Genomic DNA, 21,767 nt, shown 5'->3' on the forward strand with positions numbered 1-21,767 from the left:
ATAAAAGGACCGACTCAGATGATTTTAATTCCGGGATTTTTTATCTTGTTTTGAATCATTGCGTTTAGCAGCAATGGCGTTGACATTTCTGCAAGATATGATAATTCTATTGGTCCCAAGTAAATTGATCTCAAACCTTTGATTTCATCAATTAATGTATTGACTACACCGACTGACTCTTTGTCATCTCCACATACAAAAATATCATAATCTAGCTCGAGAGTTGGATTCACCAATTTTTTCTCAGATATTACATGAAATGCAGAAACTAATTTTGATTTATCTTTCATATGGTTTGACACTAATTTGTATGAGAATGGCTTGTTGTCTTTAATTGAAACACACTCAAATCCAACATCTGTTTTAGTCATTGGAACGATTGGTGATACTACAACACAATTGTCATTAACTTCTGGTAATATCCCAGAACACACTGAATCAATATTTTCATATGGAATTGACAAAATCAACACGTCACTTTCTTTTGCAACTGAAACATTATCGTTTCCAGAAATACTTCCTTTAATTTCACCAAATGCCTCTTTTGCCAAATTTGTATACTCTACAGCTGATTCTGCTGCTCTTGCAGCATCCCTAGAACCAACTATTACATCGTGATTTTGTGACCATCTCAGGGCAAAGCCTTTGCCCATTCCACCTGTACCGCCAATAATTCCCACTTTCATGATTAATCACAGACAATGTTATTATTATCTCTATTTGAATTTCGAACAGATTGGGACAAATAATTTTCCTAAGACACGGTCAGGCAAAAAATAACACTGAACGAATTTTAGCAGGACGAACTGAAGGTGTGCCGTTAACTGATGTTGGTCAACAGCAAGCACAACATACCGCTGAACTACTTGAGCATATGAACATCTCTGCAATTTATTCTAGTCCAATACAAAGAGCAAAGCATACTGCAGAAATTGTTGGAAAACATAATTCCCTTGATGTAACAATTGATGATAGATTAATCGAACTTGATATGGGAAAATTCACTGGTATGGCATATGATGAAATATTTAATGATCATGGAAATGTCTTTATGAAATTCTATCAAGGTGATCTTGAAATTGCTCACAACGGAGTTGAAACTTTTGATGAAGTCAAAAAAAGGGTATTGGGAATTGTTAATCATGTAGTTGAAAAACATCCTGATGAAAATGTTGTACTAGTCACTCACATGGATCCTATCAAAGCAATGCTTTCAACTGTAGTTGATCTGTCTCCAACAAATCTATTTGAACTAATTATAGCAAATGCATCATTGAATCTCTTTAGAGAAAACAAACGAAAATTCTCAATTTCTGGACTTAACGTAATGCATCCAACTAGATTCGATCAAGGTTGGTAGCTAATAATCTTGAAAACCCTTAAATAGAAATCATAGGTCACGACAGTCATTCACTATGAAGGGTATAGTCGGGTTATTCCTAGTATTGGCTGTTTTAGTAGTAGTTCCTGCTGTAGAACATGCTTTTGCTGCAGGTGATGAACCAGGCGAATATCTTGATCGTAGAGTAATAATTTGGAATTTATTCTTTAGAATGATGACTATTGCATTTGTAGTTGGTGCAGTTGTATCAGGTACTATTATTTGGCAAGTTTGGAGATTTAGAGAATCTCATCCAAAAGCAAAACCAACTCCATATGAGGGGACTGACTGGTAGAAATGAGTGGACATTCTAACTGGCCTGAATGGATTTACGTTGGTGTTGTAGTTGCTTTGATGTGCTGGGTTGGTGCAGAAGCTTGGGAAGCAGAAAGACTCGTAGAACATGTTCCTGCCGATGCCGAAGTTATCAAAGTAACAGGACAACAATGGTTCTGGTCTTTTGAACATGAAGATGGAACAAAAGAAATTGGTGAGTTGCATGTTGAAAAAGGCAAAGCCTACAAATTGGAAATTCATTCAAAAGATGTTAATCACTCTTTTAACATTCACGATTATGTTGTTTTGATGGATGCAATTCCTGGCAGAGTTAACACTGTATGGTTTGCACCAACTGATGTTGGTGAACATGATATTCAATGCAGAGAATATTGTGGATTAATTCATTATAACATGCGTGGAACATTAATTGTGGAGGAACCACACTCTTGATAACGCTTTTATCCATATTGCTGGAGGGAATTAACTAATGGTTCTAGAACTACAAAAACCACGTCCGATTTGGCAAATAATGTTCTCAACACATCACACTGATGTTGGTTTACTTTATCTTATCACATCTTTAGGATTCTTGTTTATGGGAGGTGCATTGGCACTTGCAATAAGAGCTGAGTTGTTCTTGCCAGGATCACAAATTATTGCTGATTCGATGACCTTTAACAGAATCTTTACTGTTCACGGAACTACTTTGATCTTCTTGTTTATCATACCATTTGCATCTGCAGTTGGTAACTACTTTGTACCTATCATGGTCAGATACAAAGACATGGCTTACCCAAAGCTTAATGCAATTGCATTTTGGATGATTCCACCTGCTGGAGCCCTTATCTGGCTAGGATTTGCAGACTTTACTTGGTATGCCACTCCTCCTTATTCTATTATCAGCGCACCAGGTCCTGCTGCTGACATGTGGATATTTGGACTAAAAATTTTAGGTGTATCTTCTGTTCTTGGTGCAATTAACTTTGTTGTTACGATTCTCAAATGTAAACATCCTGACATGTCCATTGGTCAAGTTCCACTTTTGGCTTGGTCTTTCTTGTCATCCTCATTGATTATTCTTGTTGCAATTCCAACATTTGCAGCAGCATTATTGATGCTCTTAACTGATAGACTTGGTGTTACTGGATTCTTTAATCCTGCAATGGGAGGAGATCCAATTGCATATGCACACTTGTTCTGGTTTACATTCCATCCTGAAGTATACGTTCTCGTTATTCCAGCTATTGGTATGATGTATGAAATTATTCCAAGATTCTCAAGAAAACCAATCTATAGTTTCAATTCTGGTATCTTTGCATTTGTATTATTATCAATTGTCGGCTTTTCATCATGGGCACACCACATGTATGCAACAGGAATGTCATTTACAGAAAAGACTGTATTTATGGTAGGAACACTTGCAGCAGTTCCAGCATCTGCAATGCACGTCTATAATTTCATTGCAACAATGTGGAATGGCAGAATCAAATTCTTGACCCCAATGATGTGGTCTGTTGGTGGTATTGCTTTATTCTTCTCTGCAGGTGCAGGTGGTGTTGCAAACGCTGCTATGCCATTAGACTTTACAACACATGATACTTACTGGGTAGTTGGACACTTCCATCTCTTTGTGATGGGAACTATTGCATTTGGTTCAATTGGATTCCTCTACTACATGTACCCATATGTCACAGGACGAATGTATAATGAAACAATGGGTAAGATTCACTTTATCATGTCTTTCATAGGAACTGTGTTGGTCTTCTTTACACAACACGTACTTGGTTTATACGGTATGCCAAGAAGAATTTTCGATTATCCACCAATCCCAGAATGGATTGCAATGAACCAAATCGCATCAGTTGGTGCAATGATTATTGGAGTCAGCATGGCAATATTTTTGGCAAACATGATTTACAGCGCTGGAAAAGGAAAACCTGCAAACACAGAGGATCCATTTGGTGTTGGAGGCAAATACTATTATCCATTTGAGGCAAAGAACCCATCACATTAGGAGATAGATGAAAATGAGTCACGATACACAAACCGTTTACAGAACCACTCCTGCAAGAACCGGAAAGATGATGGCAATTATGTTAGGAATCTGTATTGTTGGAGGAGCAATCTTCTTTTCAATGTGGGATTATTGGATTTCACAACCTGCACCAGTTGTTGCAATGATGGCAGGAGAAGCAGATAAAGCCGCACCAGCCGCAGCTACTGGAAAGACAATCACACAAGATCTTTCATTTATAGAATCATCAGATTTTAGGACTTTGGCGTTTAATTCATTACCTGGAGAACCAAATCACAATCCAACAATTAACATGAATGTTGGTGATAAAGTGGTATTTGATGTAATAAATGATGGAAAATCATTCCATGCATTTGGTGTCACAAAAGCTGATGAAGGCTTTGCAGGAATTATTCCTGGCAGTGAAATTGGAGCAGCATCTAATCCACTAAAGCCAGGTGAAGGTGGAACTTCAGAGTTTGTTGCAGGTGAAGAAGGCACTTACTACTACATCTGTACAGTTCCTGGTCACAGGGAACAAGGAATGGTTGGTGAAATCATTGTAGGCTCTGCACAAGGCGGTGGCAGTTCTGGTGTTGCAGCAGCTCCAACAGGCGTGTCTCATGACTTTAATTTGGACTTTGTAGAATCTGATGATTTTAGAACATTAGCATTTAATGCATTACCTGGATTTGATGGTCACAATCCTGAAATTCGTGTAAGCTCTGGTGATGAGGTTACTATAACCTCTACAAATACTGGTAAATCATTCCATGCATTTGGAGTTGTTTCAAACCCTGAAGACTTTAACAATGTAATTTGGGATTCTGCAATTGCAGCAGCATCTAATCCTCTAAAACCTGGTGAAAGCGGTAGTACTACTTTTACTGCTGGTGCACCTGGAACATATTATTACATCTGTACAGTTCCTGGACATGCATTACAAGGCATGCAAGGTAGTTTCATAGTAGAATAGTTTTGGCAATTCAATATCTTGCATTATCTACAATGGTTGTTTTGTATTCACTAATGTTCTTAGGTGGATATGTTTCTGCGGCAGGACTTGGTCTTACATGTCCTGAATGGCCACTTTGTCCAAATGGTGTAATGCCCTCTGAAGAATATCTCATTGAATGGATTCATAGATTTACTGCGGCAACTACTGGTACACTAGTAATTGCTACAATGATTGCAGCAATGATTAACAAAAACTCACACTGGAAAATTAAACTTACAAGCTCTCTTGCGACAGTTTTTGTTATTACACAAATCATTCTTGGTGCTCTCGTGATTGATCTAAAACTACATGCATTGCTAGTTGCAATTCATCTGGGAGTTGGTATACTGTTATTCTCCATGGTCTTGTTGACTACATTATTTGCATTTAGAATTTCTAGAGTTCAAATAGAGTCTAGGGTTTAGATTTTTTAAAAATTTTTGGTACATAAATGTACATTACAACACCTGTTAGTGCTAATGCTCCTACAGTAATTGCTGCAAAGAAAATAGCTCCAAATGGACTCTGAGTTCCCATGTTAAATGTATAAGTTAAGACCTGACCATTTTCCTTCATGTCGTACAAGTCAATTAACACTATATGATTTCCTGAGTTTTTCCATATGTAGTCAAATTCCCAATGAGAACCCTCTATTGATTTTGGAAGAATTGCATCAATCTGTTGATCATTATAAAATATTCTTATTCCCATTGTAAATCTGTCAACTTCTTCATAATCAAAACCCTCAGTAACTCTAATCATAAATTGAGATGGTTCATCAATTTGAGGAAATTCAGGAGATGTTGCTACTTGGACTCTATATCCTCCGTAGAATTCCTCAGCAGAGTTAAACATTGAATGAGCAAACACATCACTTACTCCGGGTGTTGAGAAAAGTATCAAAATTGAAAAAATCAAAACTGATCGCTTTTTTGTCATTTATGATTTGTAGACTTTGGATGAATATATTGTAACTCGTTCCTTTCAGAAAATCTTCAAAACCTTTAAATCCTTATTGCCAAGACATTGAATCGTTGACCCTCGTAACAAAATCAATCGATATTAAGACACCTGTAGAAAATGTCTTTACCTATTTTGCAAGACCAGAACATGTTTCTGATCAAATCAAAACTGATGCAGTAGGCATGACCGTTGTTCCTATGGATATCAAGGAAGGCATGGGTGTAGGTACAACCTTTAGAATTATCGGTGACTTTAGCGGTAAACGTTTAGAGTGGGATTGTGAGACAATTGAATTTGTCAGAAATGAAAAGATAACTGCAAAACAGATTGAAGGCCCATTTAAGAAATGGCAAATTACTAATGAATTCAAGTCATTAGGAAATAACCTCACAAGAGTTACAATGTCAGTAGACTATGAAATGCCATTTGGCCCATTGGGTGCAATTATGGATAAAGCAAAGTTTGCAAAATCTGCTGAGAGAGGAATGGAGACTGCTCTTTACAATGTTAGAGGTTTGTTGGAAGGAAATGGTTCAATTCCGGTATATATCACACTAGAAGCATACCAAAAACTTCTTGCCGAAAAGAAAAAGATGAATGATGTTCCAGTTTCAACTGCACTAACTGCAATCATTGAAAAATACAACGAAATTGAAGCTAAAGCATAAAACATAATTTTCCTTTATTTTAGAATCTTAAGATTAATAACAACTCTGGGCTTAGTATTTTTGGTGGGTCTATGGCGCAGCCAGGTAGCGCACCGGACTCTTAATCCGGTTGTCAAGGGTCCGAATCCCTTTAGACCCGCTATTATCTGACATAAATAAATCCTGACACACAATTGAAAAATTTCTTGTTGAATATTGTGAGGGATTATTTGGAAAACTAGAACATACCGCTCAATAGTTCATGAATTATAATAAAAGATTGGGCTAAAGTTGCCCAATCTTTGGACGATGGTAAACTATAGCAGGTGACATGGCATGATTACCATTCTTTCTTTGAGTAATTTACCTTAAAAGAAAATAGTAGAAATGATTAGTATGATCTAAATACTATTTTTTTCAGACTGGAACTGCTTTTAAATTTCTAAATGAAATTACTCTAATTCAATTTTAGAGTATTTTTGTGCCAAATCTTTTAACTGATCAACGCCAAGCGGTTTTGCAATAACTTTGATTAGTCCTTTTTTTATTGCTTCTTGATTTTTGGGTTCGTATTCTGAAACTCCTGTAATAATTACAACACTGGCATCTTTGTCTATTTCTTTGATTTGATTAAATGCTTCATACCCATCAAGTACTGGCATGTCTCCATCCATTATAACTAAAGATGGATTGAATTTTCTAAATTTTTCAACACCTGCTTGACCATTTTCAGCAGTTATGACTTCAAAATTATTCAATTCAAGAATTTCTTTATAAATATTAAGTAAATCTATATCGTCTTCAACAACCAGAATTCTTGTCTTCATGGTAAATCTTACATTCATAATTTACTATTAAAGGTATTCAATTTTTTTAAAAAAGTTAATACCATGATATACTCATATATGTTGAAAATATAAAAAATAGTGATCTTATTTGAGTAAAAATGACTCTCTTCCAAAACTAGATTTTGTTAACACCAAATCTGTTTTGACATTTTTAATTATAACATTGGTTTCTATTACTTTGTTATATCAGGTAAGACCATTTGTAGATGATGCTCAATTTGCTTGGATTTCAGTCCCTGCATATCTTTTTTCAACTGCAATCCTAACAATAGTTGCTATAGTAGTTGGAATAAAATTATACAAACAAAAACACTATCAAACAAAAGGATTTTTCCTCTTTGCTATAGGCGCAGTATTTTGGTTTATAGCTGAATTCATTTGGTTAATGTATGATCATATTTGGGATGGTAGTCCATTTCCATCTGAAGCCGATATTTTTTACGTAGCTGCATATCCGCCTATGACCACATTTTTGTTTATATCGTTAAAACCAGTTCTTAATTCTGTTAGCAGAAATGTTTGGTTGTTTGCAATTGCTTTAGCTGCTTCATTTTTGTTTCCATCTGTTACTGCAGCATATGATGATATGTTGGGTGAAGATGCATTTCCAACAGCTATAGCTCTTGCATATCCAATAATGGGATCAATCCAAGTAGTTCCTGCAATTGTTGGAATTATGTATCTTGCAAAGAAAGGTGCAAATTTTTCTTGGATGTTAATTTTATTTGGATTTATCATATATGGTACTGCAGATACATTTTTCTTATTTGCCGAACTTGATGGAACCTATTACGATGGCCATCCAGTTGATCTGCTTTGGTTGTACACTTACATTCTACTAATTTTTGCATTTTATATTAGATATAAGATTTCAAAGATACCCACTACTGAACAACATGCCATGTTCTTTTCTGAAAAGGTACAATTTGAAACAATTAGTAAATTTGGAATTCCGCTGACATTAGCAATAATTACTATGGTTATTGGAATTTCTCTTATTCATTCAATCTTTATGGAAACTGATGAACAAATCACTTCTCAAAATATTATGCTTGGAGTTGTTGCTATGCTGGCAGTTTTTGCAGCAATAGTATTAACTTTGAACAAAAATCTTTCTCGTCTAGTTAAAGTTAGAACAGAAGAACTTGTTGAACAAAAAGAAAGTCTTGAAAGGCTTGTAGATGAAAAAACAAGAGAGATATTAAAATCAGAACGACTCTCTGCAATTGGTGAATTATCTGGAAGACTTGCACACGACTTGAGAAATCCTTTATCTGTAATGAAAATGTCTGTGGATTTATTAAAAGAAACTCCTCCAGATACAAAACTATCTGATCCAACTCTAAGTAAACGTCTTGATTTAATGGAAAAAAGTATTGATAGAATAGCTCATCAAGTAGATGATGTGTTAGACTTTGTTAGGCTTTCACCACTCAAATTAGTTCAAGTTTCTGTACGTGACACTATTCAAAACTCTATCAATAAAATCAATGTGCCAGATAATATTCATCTTCGTATATCTGGTAAAGATTTGGAAATCAAATGTGATCCAGTTAAACTAGATGCTGTATTTCTAAATCTTCTTGTTAATGCAATTCAAGCGTTACCTGATGGTGGAGAAATTGAAGTTAAAATTTCTCAAAAAAATAACTTGGCAATTTTAGATTTTATTGATTCTGGTGAGGGAGTTTCTGATGAGAATCTTGGAAAAGTATTTGAGCCTTTATTTACTACTAAACAGAAAGGTACAGGTCTTGGATTGTCTAGCTGTAAAAGTGTTGTAGAACAACACAATGGAACAATATCGATAAAAAACAACCCTTCAACTTTTACTGTATTTTTACCAATAGATTCTGAATAGTCACTATAATCAAGTTATAGTTTTTTCAATAACACAAATCGTCTTTTTTCAGGCTCAATGTCTTCATGCATATCCACATCACTTACAATTCGTACCTTGTAATTCATCCAACGTTTAACCATATTACGTGATTTTTGATTCTCATCAATTTCTTTTTCTACATCATTAAATGTCTCGCAATTCATAATGTATTTTCCTGCAACTCTGTGCATCTCTGAAATTCCTTTTTCTAACGTTTCATCATCTAGATAATTTAATAATCCATGAGTAAACACAAAATCTATTGATGAATCTTCAAATGGTAAATCTGAAATGGTTCCTTTCTTAAAATTGGCTACTGATAATTTTTCCTTTGCAATATCTAATGCGTATTCATTAAGATCAATTCCATGAATCTGAAAAGTATTTGGAAATAATCTTAAATCAATTCCAGTCCCACATCCAATTTCTAAAACACTTGTACAATGTAGTGATGTGGCAAGATCTTTTGTGAATTTTGCAAATTCTTCATTATATCTTGACTCATTTTCATCTGCATATTTTTTCCAAAATTCTTCATTGTAATTCATGTATCTTTTAAGATATGGCAGTATTTGATGCTAATTGTTAATGACTACATTTGCATGGGATGAGCTTTGTATCAAATGTACAGTCGTGAGGACCATCTGACTTTCCTTGTGTTGGAATCTCTTTCATACAGTCTTCATGACGACCTTTTCTGCAAAACCAACAGATTTCTTGGTTGTCTCCAGTAGCACATGAATCCATAGTTTCTATCTATTTTTATGGGTAAAAAACCTCGTGGAAGTTTAGATATATGTTAACCATGGCAAGAATCTTTCATCTTTGCCCATCACTACATCAGTAAATGATTTTTGTAGTGCTTTTGTAATGTTGCCCATTTTGCCTTTGCCAATTTTTACTTTGTCAATCTGCGTTACGGATTTTACTTCAGCAGCAGTACCTGTCATGAATACTTCATCAGCAGCGTAGAGATCATCTCTTTCTAGATCTCGTTCTATTACAAACCCTCCGTTTTCTTCAATGATCTGTATTACGCTATCTCTTGTAATCCCCTCTAATCCTCCTGCAGATAGTGGTGGAGTTTGAATAATGTCATCTTTTACAATGAAGATATTTTCAGCACTACCTTCAGCAATTTTCCCATGCAAATTCAGCATGATTGCCTCATCATATCCGTTTTCTAATGCTTCCATCCTTGCTAGTGCTGCGTTTGCATAGTTTGATGCTGCCTTTGCTTGCATTGGCTGGGATCTAGAATCAATTTTTACCCAACTTGATACTTTACATTTTGCTCCTGAGAATTTTCCAGCTTTTGATTCGCCCATCTTCCATTCCCAACATGAAATAGATGCATCAACTTTGTTCTGTGTTGGGGTTAAACCCATAGTTCCATAACCATAATATGCTAATGGTCTAATGTAGCATTCTTTGAGCTTACTTGCTTTTACTGTTTGAATGATCCCGTCAGAAATCTCTTGTTTTGAAAACTGCATTTTCATTGAATACAGTTTTGCTGATTTGAAGAATCTATCTACGTGTTCTGGTAATCTGAAAATGGCAGAACCATTTGGTGTATTGTAACATCGTATGCCCTCAAAAATTGATGTAGAATAATGTAACGCATGAGTTAGAACATGGACTTTGGCATCTTTGAATGGCACTAATTTCCCATTCATCCATATTTTTCCAACTTCTTCCATGGGAGAGGAAAAAAACCATGCTAATTTAAAGAATTATCTTTTGATACTGTTTTTTGTTATTGGAAACTACATATCTGACTAGATTTAAAATGTGATATGGAATGGACTTTGGGATATGTCGCAATTGCCCTTCTTGTCATAGGATTAATTGGTCAGGCATTTGAAATGAGAAAAATTCGTCAGACTGCATACAAGGATGAACAATTAGGCTCGCCTACAATTTTTACAAATAAGAAAAATTTCAAGTGGTATGGAATTCTTGGAATTGGGATAATTCTTTGGTATTTTGCTGAGCGTATGTAATCTGATCTATATAGATCAGCTCTAAATACTAGAAACGGCAACATAAAGTATCGCGTGTTTAGGGTAACGCCGGACTGAATCTAGATAATGGTCCAAGAACAAACCCTTGATGGCGCTACTGGTGTAAAAACCGTACGCCATACTTTCGCTAAATAAAATTAATTTTTGAAATCTCTTGATGTATCGCACTAATTGCTTTTCTAATATTGTCTTTTGTATCTTCTACAACAATAACTATTCGTGAAGTTTCTTCTTGCGCATCCATGTTCAAAATATTTAATCCTGCTTCACCTATCTTTGCACTTGTTCTAGATGCGACTTGTTGAACTCGCCACATCTCGTCTCCAATTAATGTGATAACTCCTCTGTTGTATGTTATTGTTGCAAGAGAATCAAATCCCAGCAAATATTTTTCATTTCTTTTCACATAATCTCCATCTAGAAATAATATTCTTGAAAACTCCATGCCGTCTTTTGTAAATGGGGATAAAATAATAAATTCACTATAACGTTTGTCTTTGTCTAACGACGTCAACAATCTTTGTATTGATGCTGTCTCAATTCTAAAAATAGCACAATTTTCTTTTCCTGTAACAATTTTGATGGGATGTCCTTTTTGCTCATCTAATGTCCGTTTTATTATGGTAATTTTATCTGGATTTTTCATGTTTGTAACTGTGATTGACATGTCAACACCATTTTCTACAATTTCTTTAATTGCTATTGGATCTAATATTTTCATTCCAAACATCCCTGCAAGTCTTGCTTCGTTGTACGATAATTGATGAACTTCTCTTAATCCTGATTCTATAATTTTTGGGTCAGCTGAAACTACTGCGCTATCTTTCTCAAAATCTATGCTGGTTTCATATTTTTTATGAAACAAAATTCCTAAATCTGCAGCTGTACGATCAGACCCTCCGCGCTCATATGTAGTCATGACATTGTCTGTTGTTTTTCCGATAAATCCACCTATGGTAACTACCTCATTTTGTTCCACTATTTTTTCAGTTTTTTCTATTTTTGCACGGGATTCTGATGTTAGAAAATTTGTTGATTCTATGTTGTTATCTGTTATTATGGGCCAATCTTCAAAATCTATAGATTCGGATTTGATATTGTTACTTCTTAGGATGTAATTCATCACATGAGACATCAAAATCTCCCCTGAAAATGCTAGTGCGCGTGAGCGTACTTCGTCAACAAATTCTTTATTCTCAGTTGTCTCGTCTAGTGCTTTTCGGACTTTTTCAAGATTTAAATCAATTATATTTCTACATCTTTCTTTGTTTTCTGAATTTACCAACTCTAAAATTTTCTGATATGTCGATTTGATGATTTCTAGTGATGGGGCAGTGCCATTTGCAGCATTTTCTCCTTGCTCTAATATTACATCTGTTAGTGAACGTTTTTTTCCATTATCAATTGTTAATGGTGCTGAAAAAACTGCAATTACTTTGGCATCCTTTTTCAAATTAGTAATTCTTTGAATTATTTTCGGAATGGATATTCCATCTGGGCCTATTGCACTACCTCCAAATTTTGCTACAACCAATTTCGTCATGGTACTTTATCAAAAATCAATGGCTATCTATTAAGCTTTGAATAATTTTGGCAGCTTTTGTTGCACCTTCTGTATTGATTTGCTTTCTTCTTTCATCTAATTTCTCTATAATCAGTTTGTCAAGTCTTTTGATATCTTCAAAAACAAATCCTTGATCTTTAGCATTATCTTCTTGTTCAAAATGGCCTTTGATTGGAATAAATATTGCAGGCGTACCGTACGCATTAGCTTCATCAATTGTTGATTTTCCTGCAAGTGAAATTAAAACATCTGATGCATAAATTATCTCATGTAAATTGTCTACAAATCCTAAATTTATTACATTTTCATAATTTCTGTTAACTGATGGACCAGAAACTAGTACAACTTTAATGTCTTGATTAATTTTTGAAACAGCACCTAATGCTTTTTCAATTAAAAATAATCCTGCATCAGTACCTCCAATGGAAATAACAATAGTTTTTTTGTCAAAAGAAAGTTTTTCTCGTAATTGTTCTCTTGTGTGGTTTGTTTGTCTTACTATTGGTCCTACTCTTTTGATATTGTCTTTAGAATCTCCAATTTCTGGAATTATTACGCTTTCACATTTTTTTATAATTTCTTGCATTGATTTATTCATCTTTTTCTCAATAAATGATGCCAAACCTTTTGTGAAATGTGTCTCTAAAATATCAGTAATGAGGATAGTCGGAATTTTCATTTCTTGAGCTACTGATAGTGATGCAAAATCCTCATCACTTACCGCCAAACTTGGATTGTCTTTTTGTAAAATCTTCTGTGAGATATTTTTGCAATCTCTATAATATTGATAGTAATTCCAGAGCCATTTTGCAGGATTTTTCAATATTCCATTTTCAACAGTAAATGAAGGTGGTTTATAGACATCTTCTACTTGAATCTCTAATTTTTTTAAAATTCTTGCAGCACCACTACCAGTAACAAAATTTGTTGTGATATTTTGGAAATTACTTTCAATTGCAATGTCTCTTGTTATGTGACCTAATCCTATTGGACTGGAAAAAAAATCTAAATGAACCATGAAATTGTTATTTTTTTATCAAATTTTTAGATTCTTACCTTCTCAAAGTTTAAATGGTTTTTAACTACGTTGGTTTCTGGGCTCATAGTCCAGGTCGGTTATGACGTCGCCCTTACACGGCGAAGATCCGGGGTTCAAATCCCCGTGGGCCCATTCCTTTCGAAATCTTATTAATGATAATTAGTATCAATATGTGGTTCATTTTGGCAAAACGAAAAGTTCGAACTGGTAGAGGTACAAGGATAATCGAAGTCGATGATAAAGACTCTGCTTGGTCGGGAAATGATTTCAAAAAACTTCAAGAAGAAAGAAAAAAAGCATCCTCGAACAAGTATATCACAGTAGGCCGTGGAACTGCTAAGATTAAGTTTGGTGATATGGAAAGTACACCAATAAAATCCACTAAAGGCATGTGGATCAGTTCAGGAAGAGGCACTGGAAAAAGAAAACTCTGATAGTAGATACCAAATAATCAATGAATGTACATTCCTTATCTAATATTGTCAATCAATTTTTAATCAAAAATTAATTAAAAAAATTTAGTTGTCAGTTACTTGAAAGAACGCACTTTTCTAACAACTTTGTTGTGATCTAGTGAAGCAGTTGTAGTGATATACAGAATATGGTTTCTTCCTGCTGGAATAACTAGTCTCTTGACTTTGTCATATTCTGCAACAACATATTTGCATGGTCCTAGACTCCTCATCAGTTTTTTGCGTTGCTTCCAATCTTTTGCTGCAGCCTTTAATGATGCTAAGCTCTGTTTCTTTGACACCAAAAGATTTACCTTCTTAGAACGTGCAGAGAACAATAAATTGCCTTTGAGATCACAGACGCTTACCACTCTTACAGAAGGGCTGATTTTCAAAATCTTTTCAACAGCATCCTGAATTTCCATAATAGTAAGAAATCTTTCTAGATGATAAGATTTTCTAAATCAATTTTAAATCTCATTTTTAGTCATTTTCTTAACAAATAGTGCCTGAATCAATTTTTTACTTTAATAATTCGTGTTCTATAGAACATAATATTGGATTACGAAAAATTCTGTTCACAGATTTTGGATGCTGATCCCAAAATTAGATTTGCCACAGTTTATGATGAATGGGCAGCTCGTGTAGGTGGCGGTATGAGAGAAGGTTTGAAAAATTTGCTTTCAGATCATGCAGAAAAAGAATTGGTAAATCTCTCTATATTAGACTGGAAAGCACGTAAAGACATGTCAAAATGGCTTGGAAAAACCATCTATACTCTTGGTGAATATGACAAGGTTAAACGATTCTCATTTTATCTTGGTGATGATCATTTGCTTCTTGTAAGTTCTGAAAAAGATAATGATACCAACACTGTAGTTGATGAAGTCATTCGATTATATTATGAAAATCAGGACAAAAAATCTTAATTTAGAAACATACTATGAATAATTGTGGATAATATATCAAAAAAATTTCTAATTGTATCTTGCTTTGCTTTATTTTCATTGATTTTTCTAGGCGCAATTTATGCTGGAACAAATGAAATTGCTGTTGGTGCTGGACAAGCTCCGTCATATCCAACATGGATTGGAATTTCATATGTTGCAGGATTGTCCATGATTGTACTTCCTTGTACACTTCCATTAGTTTTCATCATAGTTCCACTAAGCATAGGTCAGGGATACAAGAAAGGCCTCTATATGGCATTACTATTTGGAGCAGGATTAACACTAACAATTTCTGCATATGGTATTGGTGTTGGAATACTTGGACAGACTGCAGAATTAGATCAAATTTCAACATACATGTTTTTGATTGCAGGAATTGCAGCTTTTGTTTTTGGTTTGTCTCAATTAAAATTATTGAAACTCAAACTTCCCTCGTATTCTGGAACCCCGAAGTTTATTCAAAAACGTGGAGATTTTTCAAAATCATTTTTTATGGGATTGTTGCTAGGAAACGCAGGAGTTGGTTGTCCCAACCCATTGTTTTATTGGTTGCTAATTTACATTGCAGGAACAGGAAGTATTGAAATTGGTGCAAGTTTGGGAGCCATTCATGGGGTTGGAAGAGCAATTCCTCTAATCTTAATGTCTGTGCTTGCAATTGTTGGAATCAATGCAACTAAAGGATTGACTAGAAATCAAATTAAAATTGAAAAAGCAACTGGGTGGATGTTAATTGTAATTGGCTCATTTTTGATAATTAATGGATTGCCAGAGGGTCATGAATGGTATGAAGAAACCTTCATTCACCAAGGATGGAACAAACTTGTTGAACTAACCATGATTCCAGCTGAATTTGAAATGGATGAACACGAACATGCACATGAAGATCAAAATATTTCAAAAGAGATTATACCTTTCATTATAATCAGTTTGATTGGGTTTGCTATAATTTGGTATTTGATTAATATGAGAAAACAAGGTACGGTAATGGCATGAAAGATCCTGTTTGTGGTATGGATGTGGGTGAAAAAGGAGAGGCATTATTACATGATGGTAAAGAATATCGATTTTGTTGCGCTTCATGTAGATGGGCCTTTGAACAAAACCCTGAACAATTCATTGAGTCATGAAAGTCCAAGTTCTAACTACTCCTGGCTGTTCTGCCTGCACCACACTAGAAAAAATGTTGGACAAACTTAAGATACATTATGACTTGATTGATGTTGCAGAAAAACCTGAATTTTTAGAAAAATATCCTATATTCACTGTACCTGGTTTAGTGATTGATAATAAATTAGAGTTTGTTGGAATTCCAAAACTTACTGAATTAAAGAAAAAACTTTCTAAATAGCAAGAAATGTTTTTTATACTGCACAAATTTGATATCTTAAATGACGGATTACTCACTTAATGAAAAAATGATTATTGTACAATATGGGATTAAAAAATATGAAAATGAAGAAACACTTATCCAAAATTTAAAATCTATTTTTCCTGAAAAAGACATACAAAGGTGTATTGATACTTTGATAGGAACTCAAAAAGTGCGAAGAATTGGTCCTGAAGTGATACAAAATAATGAGAGTCACACAGAACTACCTGACATTCCAGATAACCTAAAACCTATAATTGATTCACTTTGATAAATTTTTAAGTGATATTCAATGTTGAAACTTATGAATTACAAAGGAATTTTTTTAACAGGTATTTTTACTGTAGTGATCCTTTCAATGTCTACATTTGCATTTGCTCATCCTCATCCTGGTCAGATACTGATTAATGGCCATACACATGAAACACAAACAGAAATTATTCCATTAAGTGGAATAATGGCACTTGAAAAGTCAACTGTTTTTTTCCATGCACCTGAAGATAATACTTTGCCATGGGGATTTGTAGAGGGGAAAATTGCAAATCATGTTGAAGGTTATCCTGTCATAATTCAGATTTTTCAAAATAACGATGCAGTTCATTTTGCTCAGACTGATGTAGGAGAGGATGGAAAATATGAATACAAATTTAGAGTATTACATTCTGAAAATGGAGAAACAAAGAAAATATTTGACGGGGATTATTCTGTAAATATCTTCAAAGTAGTTTATCTAAACCAAGAAAATTTTATCTAGAATCCTCTTAAGCCCTGAGGACGCATAATTTCTGGATGTTGTTTCATCCATTCTATCTTATCTAACATTGCCTGTTTGTCTTGAGGAAAAGTTCCTTTAATGGTATATGCATTTGAACCATGATTTGCTCTAAATACAATCTCATCTTTTGTATCAATCTGTTCGATCAAACTTTGTAATTCTTCTAATGATTCATCATCATCAATTCTAACAAATTCACCTCCAAACTTATCAAGAAATTCTTGCTTGATTCCATTTTCTAAATAGAGAGTTAATGCACCTACATAATGCGGAGAACAAGCACTGATTACTTCAGCAGTACCTTTGATATGCTCTTTTGAATATTTTCTGCCTCCTAATCCCAAAATTACCATACATGACATAATGTAACCAGCTTCCTTTGCCTTGTTGACTGATTTGATGATAGTTTTTCCAATTGCTCCTTTAGTTACTTTTTTTAGAACAATATCTGATCCACTTTCAATTCCTAAATAAAACATATCAAGACCTGCTTCATTCATTTTTTTTAATTCATCAGATGTCTTTTTTAAAATGTTCATTGGCATTGCATAACAAGAAATCCTTTCAATCTTTGAAAATTTTTCTCTAATGTACTTTACAATTTTTATCATATATTCTGAATCAAGATTTAGTGCATCGCCATCTGCAAGAAAAACCCTTCTAGTTTCAGGCAAATATTTTGCCATCATGTCAATTTCTGACTTTACTTCATCCCATGGCCTCTCAGAATATTCTTTTGATCTATACATGTCACAAAAAGAACATTCGTTAAATGAACAACCTAATGTTACCTGAAAAATCAATGATCTTGCTTCAGAAGGTGGTCTATACAGTGGTGCATCATAATTTAACATCATTTCTTATTTCACTATTTTTGGCTGATTATGTTTTTTATACTTTCATTATATTTGCGCAAAATACCTTTTAGTGGTAGGCAAGAAAAATTTACATTCATTATGGCAAATGATCCTGATGCAAAAAGACTACTTTGGTTCATTTTTGCTGGTTCCCGTGGAGGTCTAAACAGGTTAAAAATTATTTCAAAATTAAAAGAAAATCCGTTAAACACTAACCAATTAGCAAACGAATTGGGTCTTGATTACAAAGCAATTCAGCATCACATTAAGGTACTTGAAAAAAATAATTTGATAACAAAAACAGGTGAAAAATACGGCATTATGTTTTTCATCTCAACTTTTTTAGAAGTAAATATGGAGACATTTGAAGAAATTGAAGGAAAATTGGATAAAAGTAAATAAAAGCTCAAGAGGTGTTTTTCTCTAAATGGAACCTACATCTCTGATTTTGTCAATTGTCTCAATTATCAATATGGGCATACTTGGAATTTTGATTGTCATATTTGGAAGAATGTATGGAAAAACAAGGGCACAACTTCCGCTTGGAATGATTGTTGTTGCTGCTATGTTATTTTTACATAATGTAATTGGTGCTATGGCTTACTTTTCAATGGATCAAATTTTCTCACATGATATATTCCCATATATGTTGGGAGTTGGTGTTGCTGAGCTTGTCGGATTGATAATATTCTTAAAAATTACTTTAGATTAATCTTAGTTTAATTGTAACAAAATTAATCAGAACACATGTTACAGGAATATCTGAAGCTTAACAAAAATATTCTAATTGCATTTGCTGCATCAATTATAATTTCGGCAATTATTGCACAAATTTTATCTGATCAGGCTGATTATCTAAACACAACATATACTACAATTGCTGATTATCTCATTTACTTTTCTGTTTTTAGTGGATTGTTCTATATTGATAACCATAAGAAATATCGTCTAAAATCAGGTAAGACCGACACAGAAAAATTAAAACATGATCTAAAAAGGCTTATCACTTCTCTTAGCATTGCAGAAATTATCTATACAATAGTTAGATGGGGTTTACAATATTATTTTCTAGTGATTAATTATGATCCATATTTAGCATCAATTGCATCACAAGGAATATCTACAATTATTTACATGATAGTAATTAATCTAAGTGTAAAGATAACGAGGCTGTATAAAGATGGGAATTAGTGTTTATGTTGATGGTTCTGGAGGTTCTAGTGGTGGATACGGTTTTTTTGTAAAAGAAACTGGCGAATCTTTTTATGAAAAAAAACCTGAAATTACTAACAACCAGGCTGAATATTTAGCAATAATTTCTGCATTGAACAAATTTGTTGATTCTAATGAAGAAATTACAATTTACAGCGATTCAAAAAATACTGTAAATCAACTTAATCATGAGTTTGCAATAAACAATGAACAATTACGTAATTTGGCTAGAGAAGCTTGGAATCTAATTGGAAAATTTTCTAATTTATCAATAATTTGGGTACCTAGAAAAGAGAATTTAGCAGGAAAAATGCTGGGAAGCTAAATTTTAGAGATCAGAAATTTCTATGAATAACTTTATTATACAAAATCTTTTGATCAACGTTACATGACAGAATCTGTCGTTTTATCTCCCAAATCAATTGCAGTAATTGGTGCATCTGATAAAAGAGGAAGCGTTGGTGCTACTATCACTTCAAATATTATGAATGGGTTTAAAGGAACAGTTTATCCAATTAGTCCTTCTAGGGAGACTGTATTTTACAAAAAAGCATACAAGAGTGTTCTAGATGTTCCAAAATCTATTGATCTTGCAGTAATCGTTATCAAAAATACATTGGTTGCACCTGTGTTAGAAGAATGTGGTAAGAAAAAATTAAAGGCGTGATTATCATCACAGCTGGATTCAAAGAAGTTGATGAAGAAGGAGCAAAACGTGAACAGGAAATCAAAGATATTGCTAAAAAATACAAAATTCAAGTTATTGGGCCCAATTGTCTTGGTGTCATGAACCTTGATCCAAAAACAATGATGAATTCTACTTTTCTTAAGATTACACCAAAATCTGGAAAAATTGCACTTGTTTCCCAAAGTGGAGCAATTTGTGCTGCACTGGTTGAAGATGCTAGTGCCCAAGGAATTGGTTTTTCTGCAGTCGTAAGTCTTGGAAACAAAGCTGCGATGAGTGAAGTTGATGTACTAAAGATCCTTGCAAATCATAAACAAACTAAGGTCATTGTCATGTATCTTGAAGATATGGGTGATGGCCAAGAATTCCTTAAAGTTTGTAAAAATATTACTAAAAATCTGAAAAAACCTGTACTTGTCCTCAAATCTGGACGTAGTCCTGAAGGTGCAAAGGCTGCAATGTCTCACACTGGAGCATTAATGGGTTCTGATGAAATTTATGATGCTCTTCTAAAACAATCTGGTGCAATCCGTGTTGATACAATGGAAGAATTATTTGATTATGCAACAGCTTTCTCAAAACAACCACTGCCTTCAAGTGGTGATTTAGTTATTGTTTCAAATGCTGGTGGACCTGCAATTATCTCTACAGATGCATGTTCAAAGGCTAACATTAAGATGGCTGATATTACAAATATCAGGAAAAAAATTGATGAGGTAATTCCTCCTTGGGGAAGTTCTAGAAATCCAGTAGACATTGTTGGTGATGCTGATTTTAATAGATTCCATAATGTTTTGGATCGTGTATTAAAGCATCCAAAAGTTGGTTCTGTAATTTCCATGTGTACTCCTTCTGGTACGCTAAATTATGATAAACTTGCGGAAGTTATTGTTGATATGTCAAAAAAATACAAAAAAACAATGCTTGCAAGTTTGATGGGATTGGATGAAGGGATTACAAACAGAGAAATTTTGGCTGCAGGAAATGTTCCATATTATACATATGCTGAAGGTGCAATCAGAACACTTGCTGCCATGATTAGGTTTTCTAACTGGGTCAAATCTTCACCTGGTAAGATAACGAAATTTAAAGTAGACAAAACTAAAGCTAAAAAAATATTTGACAAAGTAAAAAAAGAGAAAAGACCAAATCTATTAGAAGAAGAAGGTCAAGAAGTTCTCAAAGCATATGGTTTACCCCTTCCTAAAAGTGCACTTGCTAAAAATGAATCTGAAGCAGTAAAAATTGCAAAGCAAATTGGTTATCCTGTTGTAATGAAGATTGCATCTCCTCAAATTATTCATAAATCTGATGCAGGTGGTGTTAAAGTCAATTTAACAAATGATGCTGAAATTAAAGATGCTTTCAAAACTATAGTCAAGAATGCAAAACAATACAACAAAAAAGCAGAGATCAAGGGCGTCTTGATTGTAGAGATGGTTAAAGGTGGCAAAGAATTAATCATTGGTTCAAAACTAGAACCTGGATTCGGTTCCGTAATTATGCTGGGTATGGGCGGAATTTACGTTGAAGTTCTTAAAGATGTTACATTCAAACTTGCTCCAGTAACTGACAAAGAAGCAGATGATATGATAGCATCAATTAAAACTCAAAAACTCTTACAAGGAGTTAGAGGCGAAAAACCCTCTGACATTACAAAACTCTCTGAATGCATTCAGAGACTATCACAGCTAGTTTCTGACTTTAAAGAGATCAAAGAATTAGACATGAATCCTGTTCTTGTTATGGAAAAAGGAAAGGGATGTCGAATTCTAGATGTACGAATAGGCATCTGATCGCCATTTATTCCTAAATTTGTG

General features: G+C 34.0%; 32 protein-coding genes and 2 tRNA genes. 24 read left to right on the top strand and 10 right to left on the bottom strand.

Annotated elements, in window-relative coordinates; genetic code table 11:
- Positions 1-14 precede the first annotated feature (14 nt).
- Positions 15-686 carry an NADPH-dependent F420 reductase gene (gene npdG / locus NKOR_RS00695; protein ID WP_014962448.1) on the bottom strand — a complete coding sequence of 224 codons (672 nt, stop codon included), beginning with the start codon at positions 684-686 and terminating at the stop codon, positions 15-17.
- A gap of 50 nt (positions 687-736) precedes the next feature.
- On the opposite strand from npdG, the gene NKOR_RS00700 reads away from it, so the two are divergent.
- Genes NKOR_RS00700 through NKOR_RS00725 form a run of 6 tightly spaced genes read left to right on the top strand, consistent with a single transcriptional unit; the run spans position 737 to position 5,096 of the window.
- Complete coding sequence (locus tag NKOR_RS00700; protein WP_014962449.1) at positions 737-1,360, top strand: histidine phosphatase family protein; 624 nt, start codon at positions 737-739, stop codon at positions 1,358-1,360.
- Between the two features lie 55 nt (positions 1,361-1,415).
- Complete coding sequence (locus NKOR_RS00705; RefSeq protein WP_016939531.1) at positions 1,416-1,676, top strand: cytochrome c oxidase subunit II; 261 nt, start codon at positions 1,416-1,418, stop codon at positions 1,674-1,676.
- A 2-nt stretch (positions 1,677-1,678) separates the two neighbouring features.
- Positions 1,679-2,110 carry a cupredoxin domain-containing protein gene (locus NKOR_RS00710; protein WP_014962451.1) on the top strand — a complete coding sequence of 144 codons (432 nt, stop codon included), beginning with the start codon at positions 1,679-1,681 and terminating at the stop codon, positions 2,108-2,110.
- Positions 2,111-2,147: 37 nt separating this feature from the next.
- Complete coding sequence (locus tag NKOR_RS00715) at positions 2,148-3,674, top strand: cytochrome c oxidase subunit I (RefSeq protein ID WP_014962452.1); 1,527 nt, start codon at positions 2,148-2,150, stop codon at positions 3,672-3,674.
- Positions 3,675-3,681: 7 nt separating this feature from the next.
- Positions 3,682-4,650 (top strand): plastocyanin/azurin family copper-binding protein, encoded by a 969-nt coding sequence (locus tag NKOR_RS00720; RefSeq protein ID WP_014962453.1) that lies wholly within the window; start codon positions 3,682-3,684, stop codon positions 4,648-4,650.
- Between the two features lie 2 nt (positions 4,651-4,652).
- Complete coding sequence (locus NKOR_RS00725; RefSeq protein WP_014962454.1) at positions 4,653-5,096, top strand: COX15/CtaA family protein; 444 nt, start codon at positions 4,653-4,655, stop codon at positions 5,094-5,096.
- On the opposite strand, the gene NKOR_RS00730 is transcribed toward NKOR_RS00725, so the two are convergent.
- On the bottom strand, positions 5,086-5,610 hold the full coding sequence (locus NKOR_RS00730) for a hypothetical protein (protein ID WP_014962455.1): 525 nt from the start codon (positions 5,608-5,610) through the stop codon (positions 5,086-5,088). The genes NKOR_RS00725 and NKOR_RS00730 overlap by 11 nt on opposite strands.
- Positions 5,611-5,705: 95 nt before the next feature.
- Between NKOR_RS00730 and NKOR_RS00735 the strand changes: the two genes are divergently transcribed.
- Positions 5,706-6,302 carry an SRPBCC family protein gene (locus NKOR_RS00735; protein ID WP_014962456.1) on the top strand — a complete coding sequence of 199 codons (597 nt, stop codon included), beginning with the start codon at positions 5,706-5,708 and terminating at the stop codon, positions 6,300-6,302.
- A 65-nt stretch (positions 6,303-6,367) separates the two neighbouring features.
- Positions 6,368-6,441 (top strand) — tRNA-Lys (locus NKOR_RS00740).
- Between the two features lie 292 nt (positions 6,442-6,733).
- On the opposite strand, the gene NKOR_RS00745 is transcribed toward NKOR_RS00740, so the two are convergent.
- Positions 6,734-7,108: a response regulator gene (locus NKOR_RS00745; RefSeq protein ID WP_232203009.1), complete on the bottom strand. Its 375-nt coding sequence runs from the start codon at positions 7,106-7,108 to the stop codon at positions 6,734-6,736.
- Between the two features lie 109 nt (positions 7,109-7,217).
- Between NKOR_RS00745 and NKOR_RS00750 the strand changes: the two genes are divergently transcribed.
- Positions 7,218-8,990 carry a sensor histidine kinase gene (locus tag NKOR_RS00750; RefSeq protein ID WP_014962458.1) on the top strand — a complete coding sequence of 591 codons (1,773 nt, stop codon included), beginning with the start codon at positions 7,218-7,220 and terminating at the stop codon, positions 8,988-8,990.
- A 14-nt stretch (positions 8,991-9,004) separates the two neighbouring features.
- Here NKOR_RS00750 and NKOR_RS00755 read toward each other — a convergent pair whose 3' ends face one another.
- The 3 genes from NKOR_RS00755 to NKOR_RS00760 are packed head-to-tail and all read right to left on the bottom strand — an operon-like array spanning position 9,005 to position 10,714.
- Positions 9,005-9,559 carry a class I SAM-dependent methyltransferase gene (locus NKOR_RS00755; protein ID WP_014962459.1) on the bottom strand — a complete coding sequence of 185 codons (555 nt, stop codon included), beginning with the start codon at positions 9,557-9,559 and terminating at the stop codon, positions 9,005-9,007.
- 37 nt (positions 9,560-9,596) lie between these two features.
- The gene (locus tag NKOR_RS09810; RefSeq protein ID WP_014962460.1) at positions 9,597-9,758 is read right to left on the bottom strand and encodes a hypothetical protein; all 162 of its coding nucleotides are present in this window, start codon (positions 9,756-9,758) and stop codon (positions 9,597-9,599) included.
- Between the two features lie 41 nt (positions 9,759-9,799).
- A complete protein-coding gene (locus NKOR_RS00760; RefSeq protein ID WP_014962461.1) occupies positions 9,800-10,714 on the bottom strand; it encodes a branched-chain amino acid transaminase in 915 nt (304 codons plus the stop codon).
- Positions 10,715-10,810: 96 nt separating this feature from the next.
- On the opposite strand from NKOR_RS00760, the gene NKOR_RS00765 reads away from it, so the two are divergent.
- On the top strand, positions 10,811-11,017 hold the full coding sequence (locus NKOR_RS00765; RefSeq protein ID WP_014962462.1) for a hypothetical protein: 207 nt from the start codon (positions 10,811-10,813) through the stop codon (positions 11,015-11,017).
- 148 nt (positions 11,018-11,165) lie between these two features.
- Here the strand turns inward: NKOR_RS00765 and NKOR_RS00770 are convergent, their stop codons facing one another.
- Both NKOR_RS00770 and NKOR_RS00775 read right to left on the bottom strand, forming a co-directional pair.
- Positions 11,166-12,581 carry an amino acid kinase family protein gene (locus NKOR_RS00770; protein ID WP_014962463.1) on the bottom strand — a complete coding sequence of 472 codons (1,416 nt, stop codon included), beginning with the start codon at positions 12,579-12,581 and terminating at the stop codon, positions 11,166-11,168.
- A 16-nt stretch (positions 12,582-12,597) separates the two neighbouring features.
- Positions 12,598-13,620, bottom strand: coding sequence for a glycosyltransferase (locus tag NKOR_RS00775; RefSeq protein ID WP_014962464.1), 1,023 nt, complete (start codon positions 13,618-13,620; stop codon positions 12,598-12,600).
- Positions 13,621-13,698: 78 nt separating this feature from the next.
- Here NKOR_RS00775 and NKOR_RS00780 point away from each other — a divergent pair.
- Together NKOR_RS00780 and NKOR_RS00785 are read left to right on the top strand one after the other, a co-directional pair.
- Positions 13,699-13,773 (top strand) — tRNA-Val (locus tag NKOR_RS00780).
- 38 nt (positions 13,774-13,811) lie between these two features.
- Positions 13,812-14,075, top strand: coding sequence for a hypothetical protein (locus NKOR_RS00785; protein WP_014962465.1), 264 nt, complete (start codon positions 13,812-13,814; stop codon positions 14,073-14,075).
- Between the two features lie 95 nt (positions 14,076-14,170).
- Here the strand turns inward: NKOR_RS00785 and NKOR_RS00790 are convergent, their stop codons facing one another.
- A complete protein-coding gene (locus tag NKOR_RS00790; RefSeq protein WP_014962466.1) occupies positions 14,171-14,518 on the bottom strand; it encodes a hypothetical protein in 348 nt (115 codons plus the stop codon).
- A 132-nt stretch (positions 14,519-14,650) separates the two neighbouring features.
- Between NKOR_RS00790 and NKOR_RS00795 the strand changes: the two genes are divergently transcribed.
- The 6 genes from NKOR_RS00795 to NKOR_RS00820 are packed head-to-tail and all read left to right on the top strand — an operon-like array spanning position 14,651 to position 17,169.
- A complete protein-coding gene (locus NKOR_RS00795) occupies positions 14,651-15,022 on the top strand; it encodes a hypothetical protein (protein ID WP_014962467.1) in 372 nt (123 codons plus the stop codon).
- Positions 15,023-15,046: 24 nt separating this feature from the next.
- Positions 15,047-16,039: a cytochrome c biogenesis CcdA family protein gene (locus tag NKOR_RS00800; protein WP_016939534.1), complete on the top strand. Its 993-nt coding sequence runs from the start codon at positions 15,047-15,049 to the stop codon at positions 16,037-16,039.
- Entirely contained in the window at positions 16,036-16,173 is a 138-nt protein-coding gene (locus NKOR_RS00805; protein WP_014962469.1) for a YHS domain-containing protein, read from the top strand. Before NKOR_RS00800 ends, NKOR_RS00805 begins: the two co-directional genes overlap by 4 nt.
- Entirely contained in the window at positions 16,170-16,394 is a 225-nt protein-coding gene (locus NKOR_RS00810; protein WP_014962470.1) for a glutaredoxin family protein, read from the top strand. Before NKOR_RS00805 ends, NKOR_RS00810 begins: the two co-directional genes overlap by 4 nt.
- 40 nt (positions 16,395-16,434) lie before the next feature.
- The gene (locus tag NKOR_RS00815; protein ID WP_014962471.1) at positions 16,435-16,686 is read left to right on the top strand and encodes a hypothetical protein; all 252 of its coding nucleotides are present in this window, start codon (positions 16,435-16,437) and stop codon (positions 16,684-16,686) included.
- Positions 16,687-16,707: 21 nt separating this feature from the next.
- Positions 16,708-17,169: a hypothetical protein gene (locus NKOR_RS00820; protein WP_014962472.1), complete on the top strand. Its 462-nt coding sequence runs from the start codon at positions 16,708-16,710 to the stop codon at positions 17,167-17,169.
- On the opposite strand, the gene NKOR_RS00825 is transcribed toward NKOR_RS00820, so the two are convergent.
- On the bottom strand, positions 17,166-18,047 hold the full coding sequence (locus NKOR_RS00825; RefSeq protein ID WP_014962473.1) for a radical SAM protein: 882 nt from the start codon (positions 18,045-18,047) through the stop codon (positions 17,166-17,168). The genes NKOR_RS00820 and NKOR_RS00825 overlap by 4 nt on opposite strands.
- A 99-nt stretch (positions 18,048-18,146) precedes the next feature.
- Between NKOR_RS00825 and NKOR_RS00830 the strand changes: the two genes are divergently transcribed.
- From NKOR_RS00830 to NKOR_RS00850, 6 genes are all read left to right on the top strand, one after another.
- Positions 18,147-18,449, top strand: a complete 303-nt coding sequence (locus NKOR_RS00830; RefSeq protein ID WP_016939535.1) for an ArsR/SmtB family transcription factor — start codon at positions 18,147-18,149, stop codon at positions 18,447-18,449.
- Positions 18,450-18,474: 25 nt separating this feature from the next.
- Positions 18,475-18,759, top strand: a complete 285-nt coding sequence (locus NKOR_RS00835; RefSeq protein WP_014962475.1) for a DUF8036 family membrane protein — start codon at positions 18,475-18,477, stop codon at positions 18,757-18,759.
- A gap of 35 nt (positions 18,760-18,794) precedes the next feature.
- Positions 18,795-19,238: a hypothetical protein gene (locus NKOR_RS00840; protein WP_014962476.1), complete on the top strand. Its 444-nt coding sequence runs from the start codon at positions 18,795-18,797 to the stop codon at positions 19,236-19,238.
- Positions 19,228-19,584 carry a reverse transcriptase-like protein gene (locus NKOR_RS00845; protein ID WP_014962477.1) on the top strand — a complete coding sequence of 119 codons (357 nt, stop codon included), beginning with the start codon at positions 19,228-19,230 and terminating at the stop codon, positions 19,582-19,584. The genes NKOR_RS00840 and NKOR_RS00845 overlap by 11 nt, the downstream gene beginning before the upstream one ends.
- 63 nt (positions 19,585-19,647) lie before the next feature.
- Entirely contained in the window at positions 19,648-19,926 is a 279-nt protein-coding gene (locus NKOR_RS10205; protein ID WP_232212233.1) for a CoA-binding protein, read from the top strand.
- Positions 19,923-21,743 (top strand): acetate--CoA ligase family protein, encoded by a 1,821-nt coding sequence (locus tag NKOR_RS00850; protein ID WP_232212234.1) that lies wholly within the window; start codon positions 19,923-19,925, stop codon positions 21,741-21,743. The genes NKOR_RS10205 and NKOR_RS00850 overlap by 4 nt, the downstream gene beginning before the upstream one ends.
- Positions 21,744-21,767 lie beyond the last annotated feature (24 nt).

Source organism: Candidatus Nitrosopumilus koreensis AR1 (assembly GCF_000299365.1).
GTDB lineage: Archaea > Thermoproteota > Nitrososphaeria > Nitrososphaerales > Nitrosopumilaceae > Nitrosopumilus > Nitrosopumilus koreensis.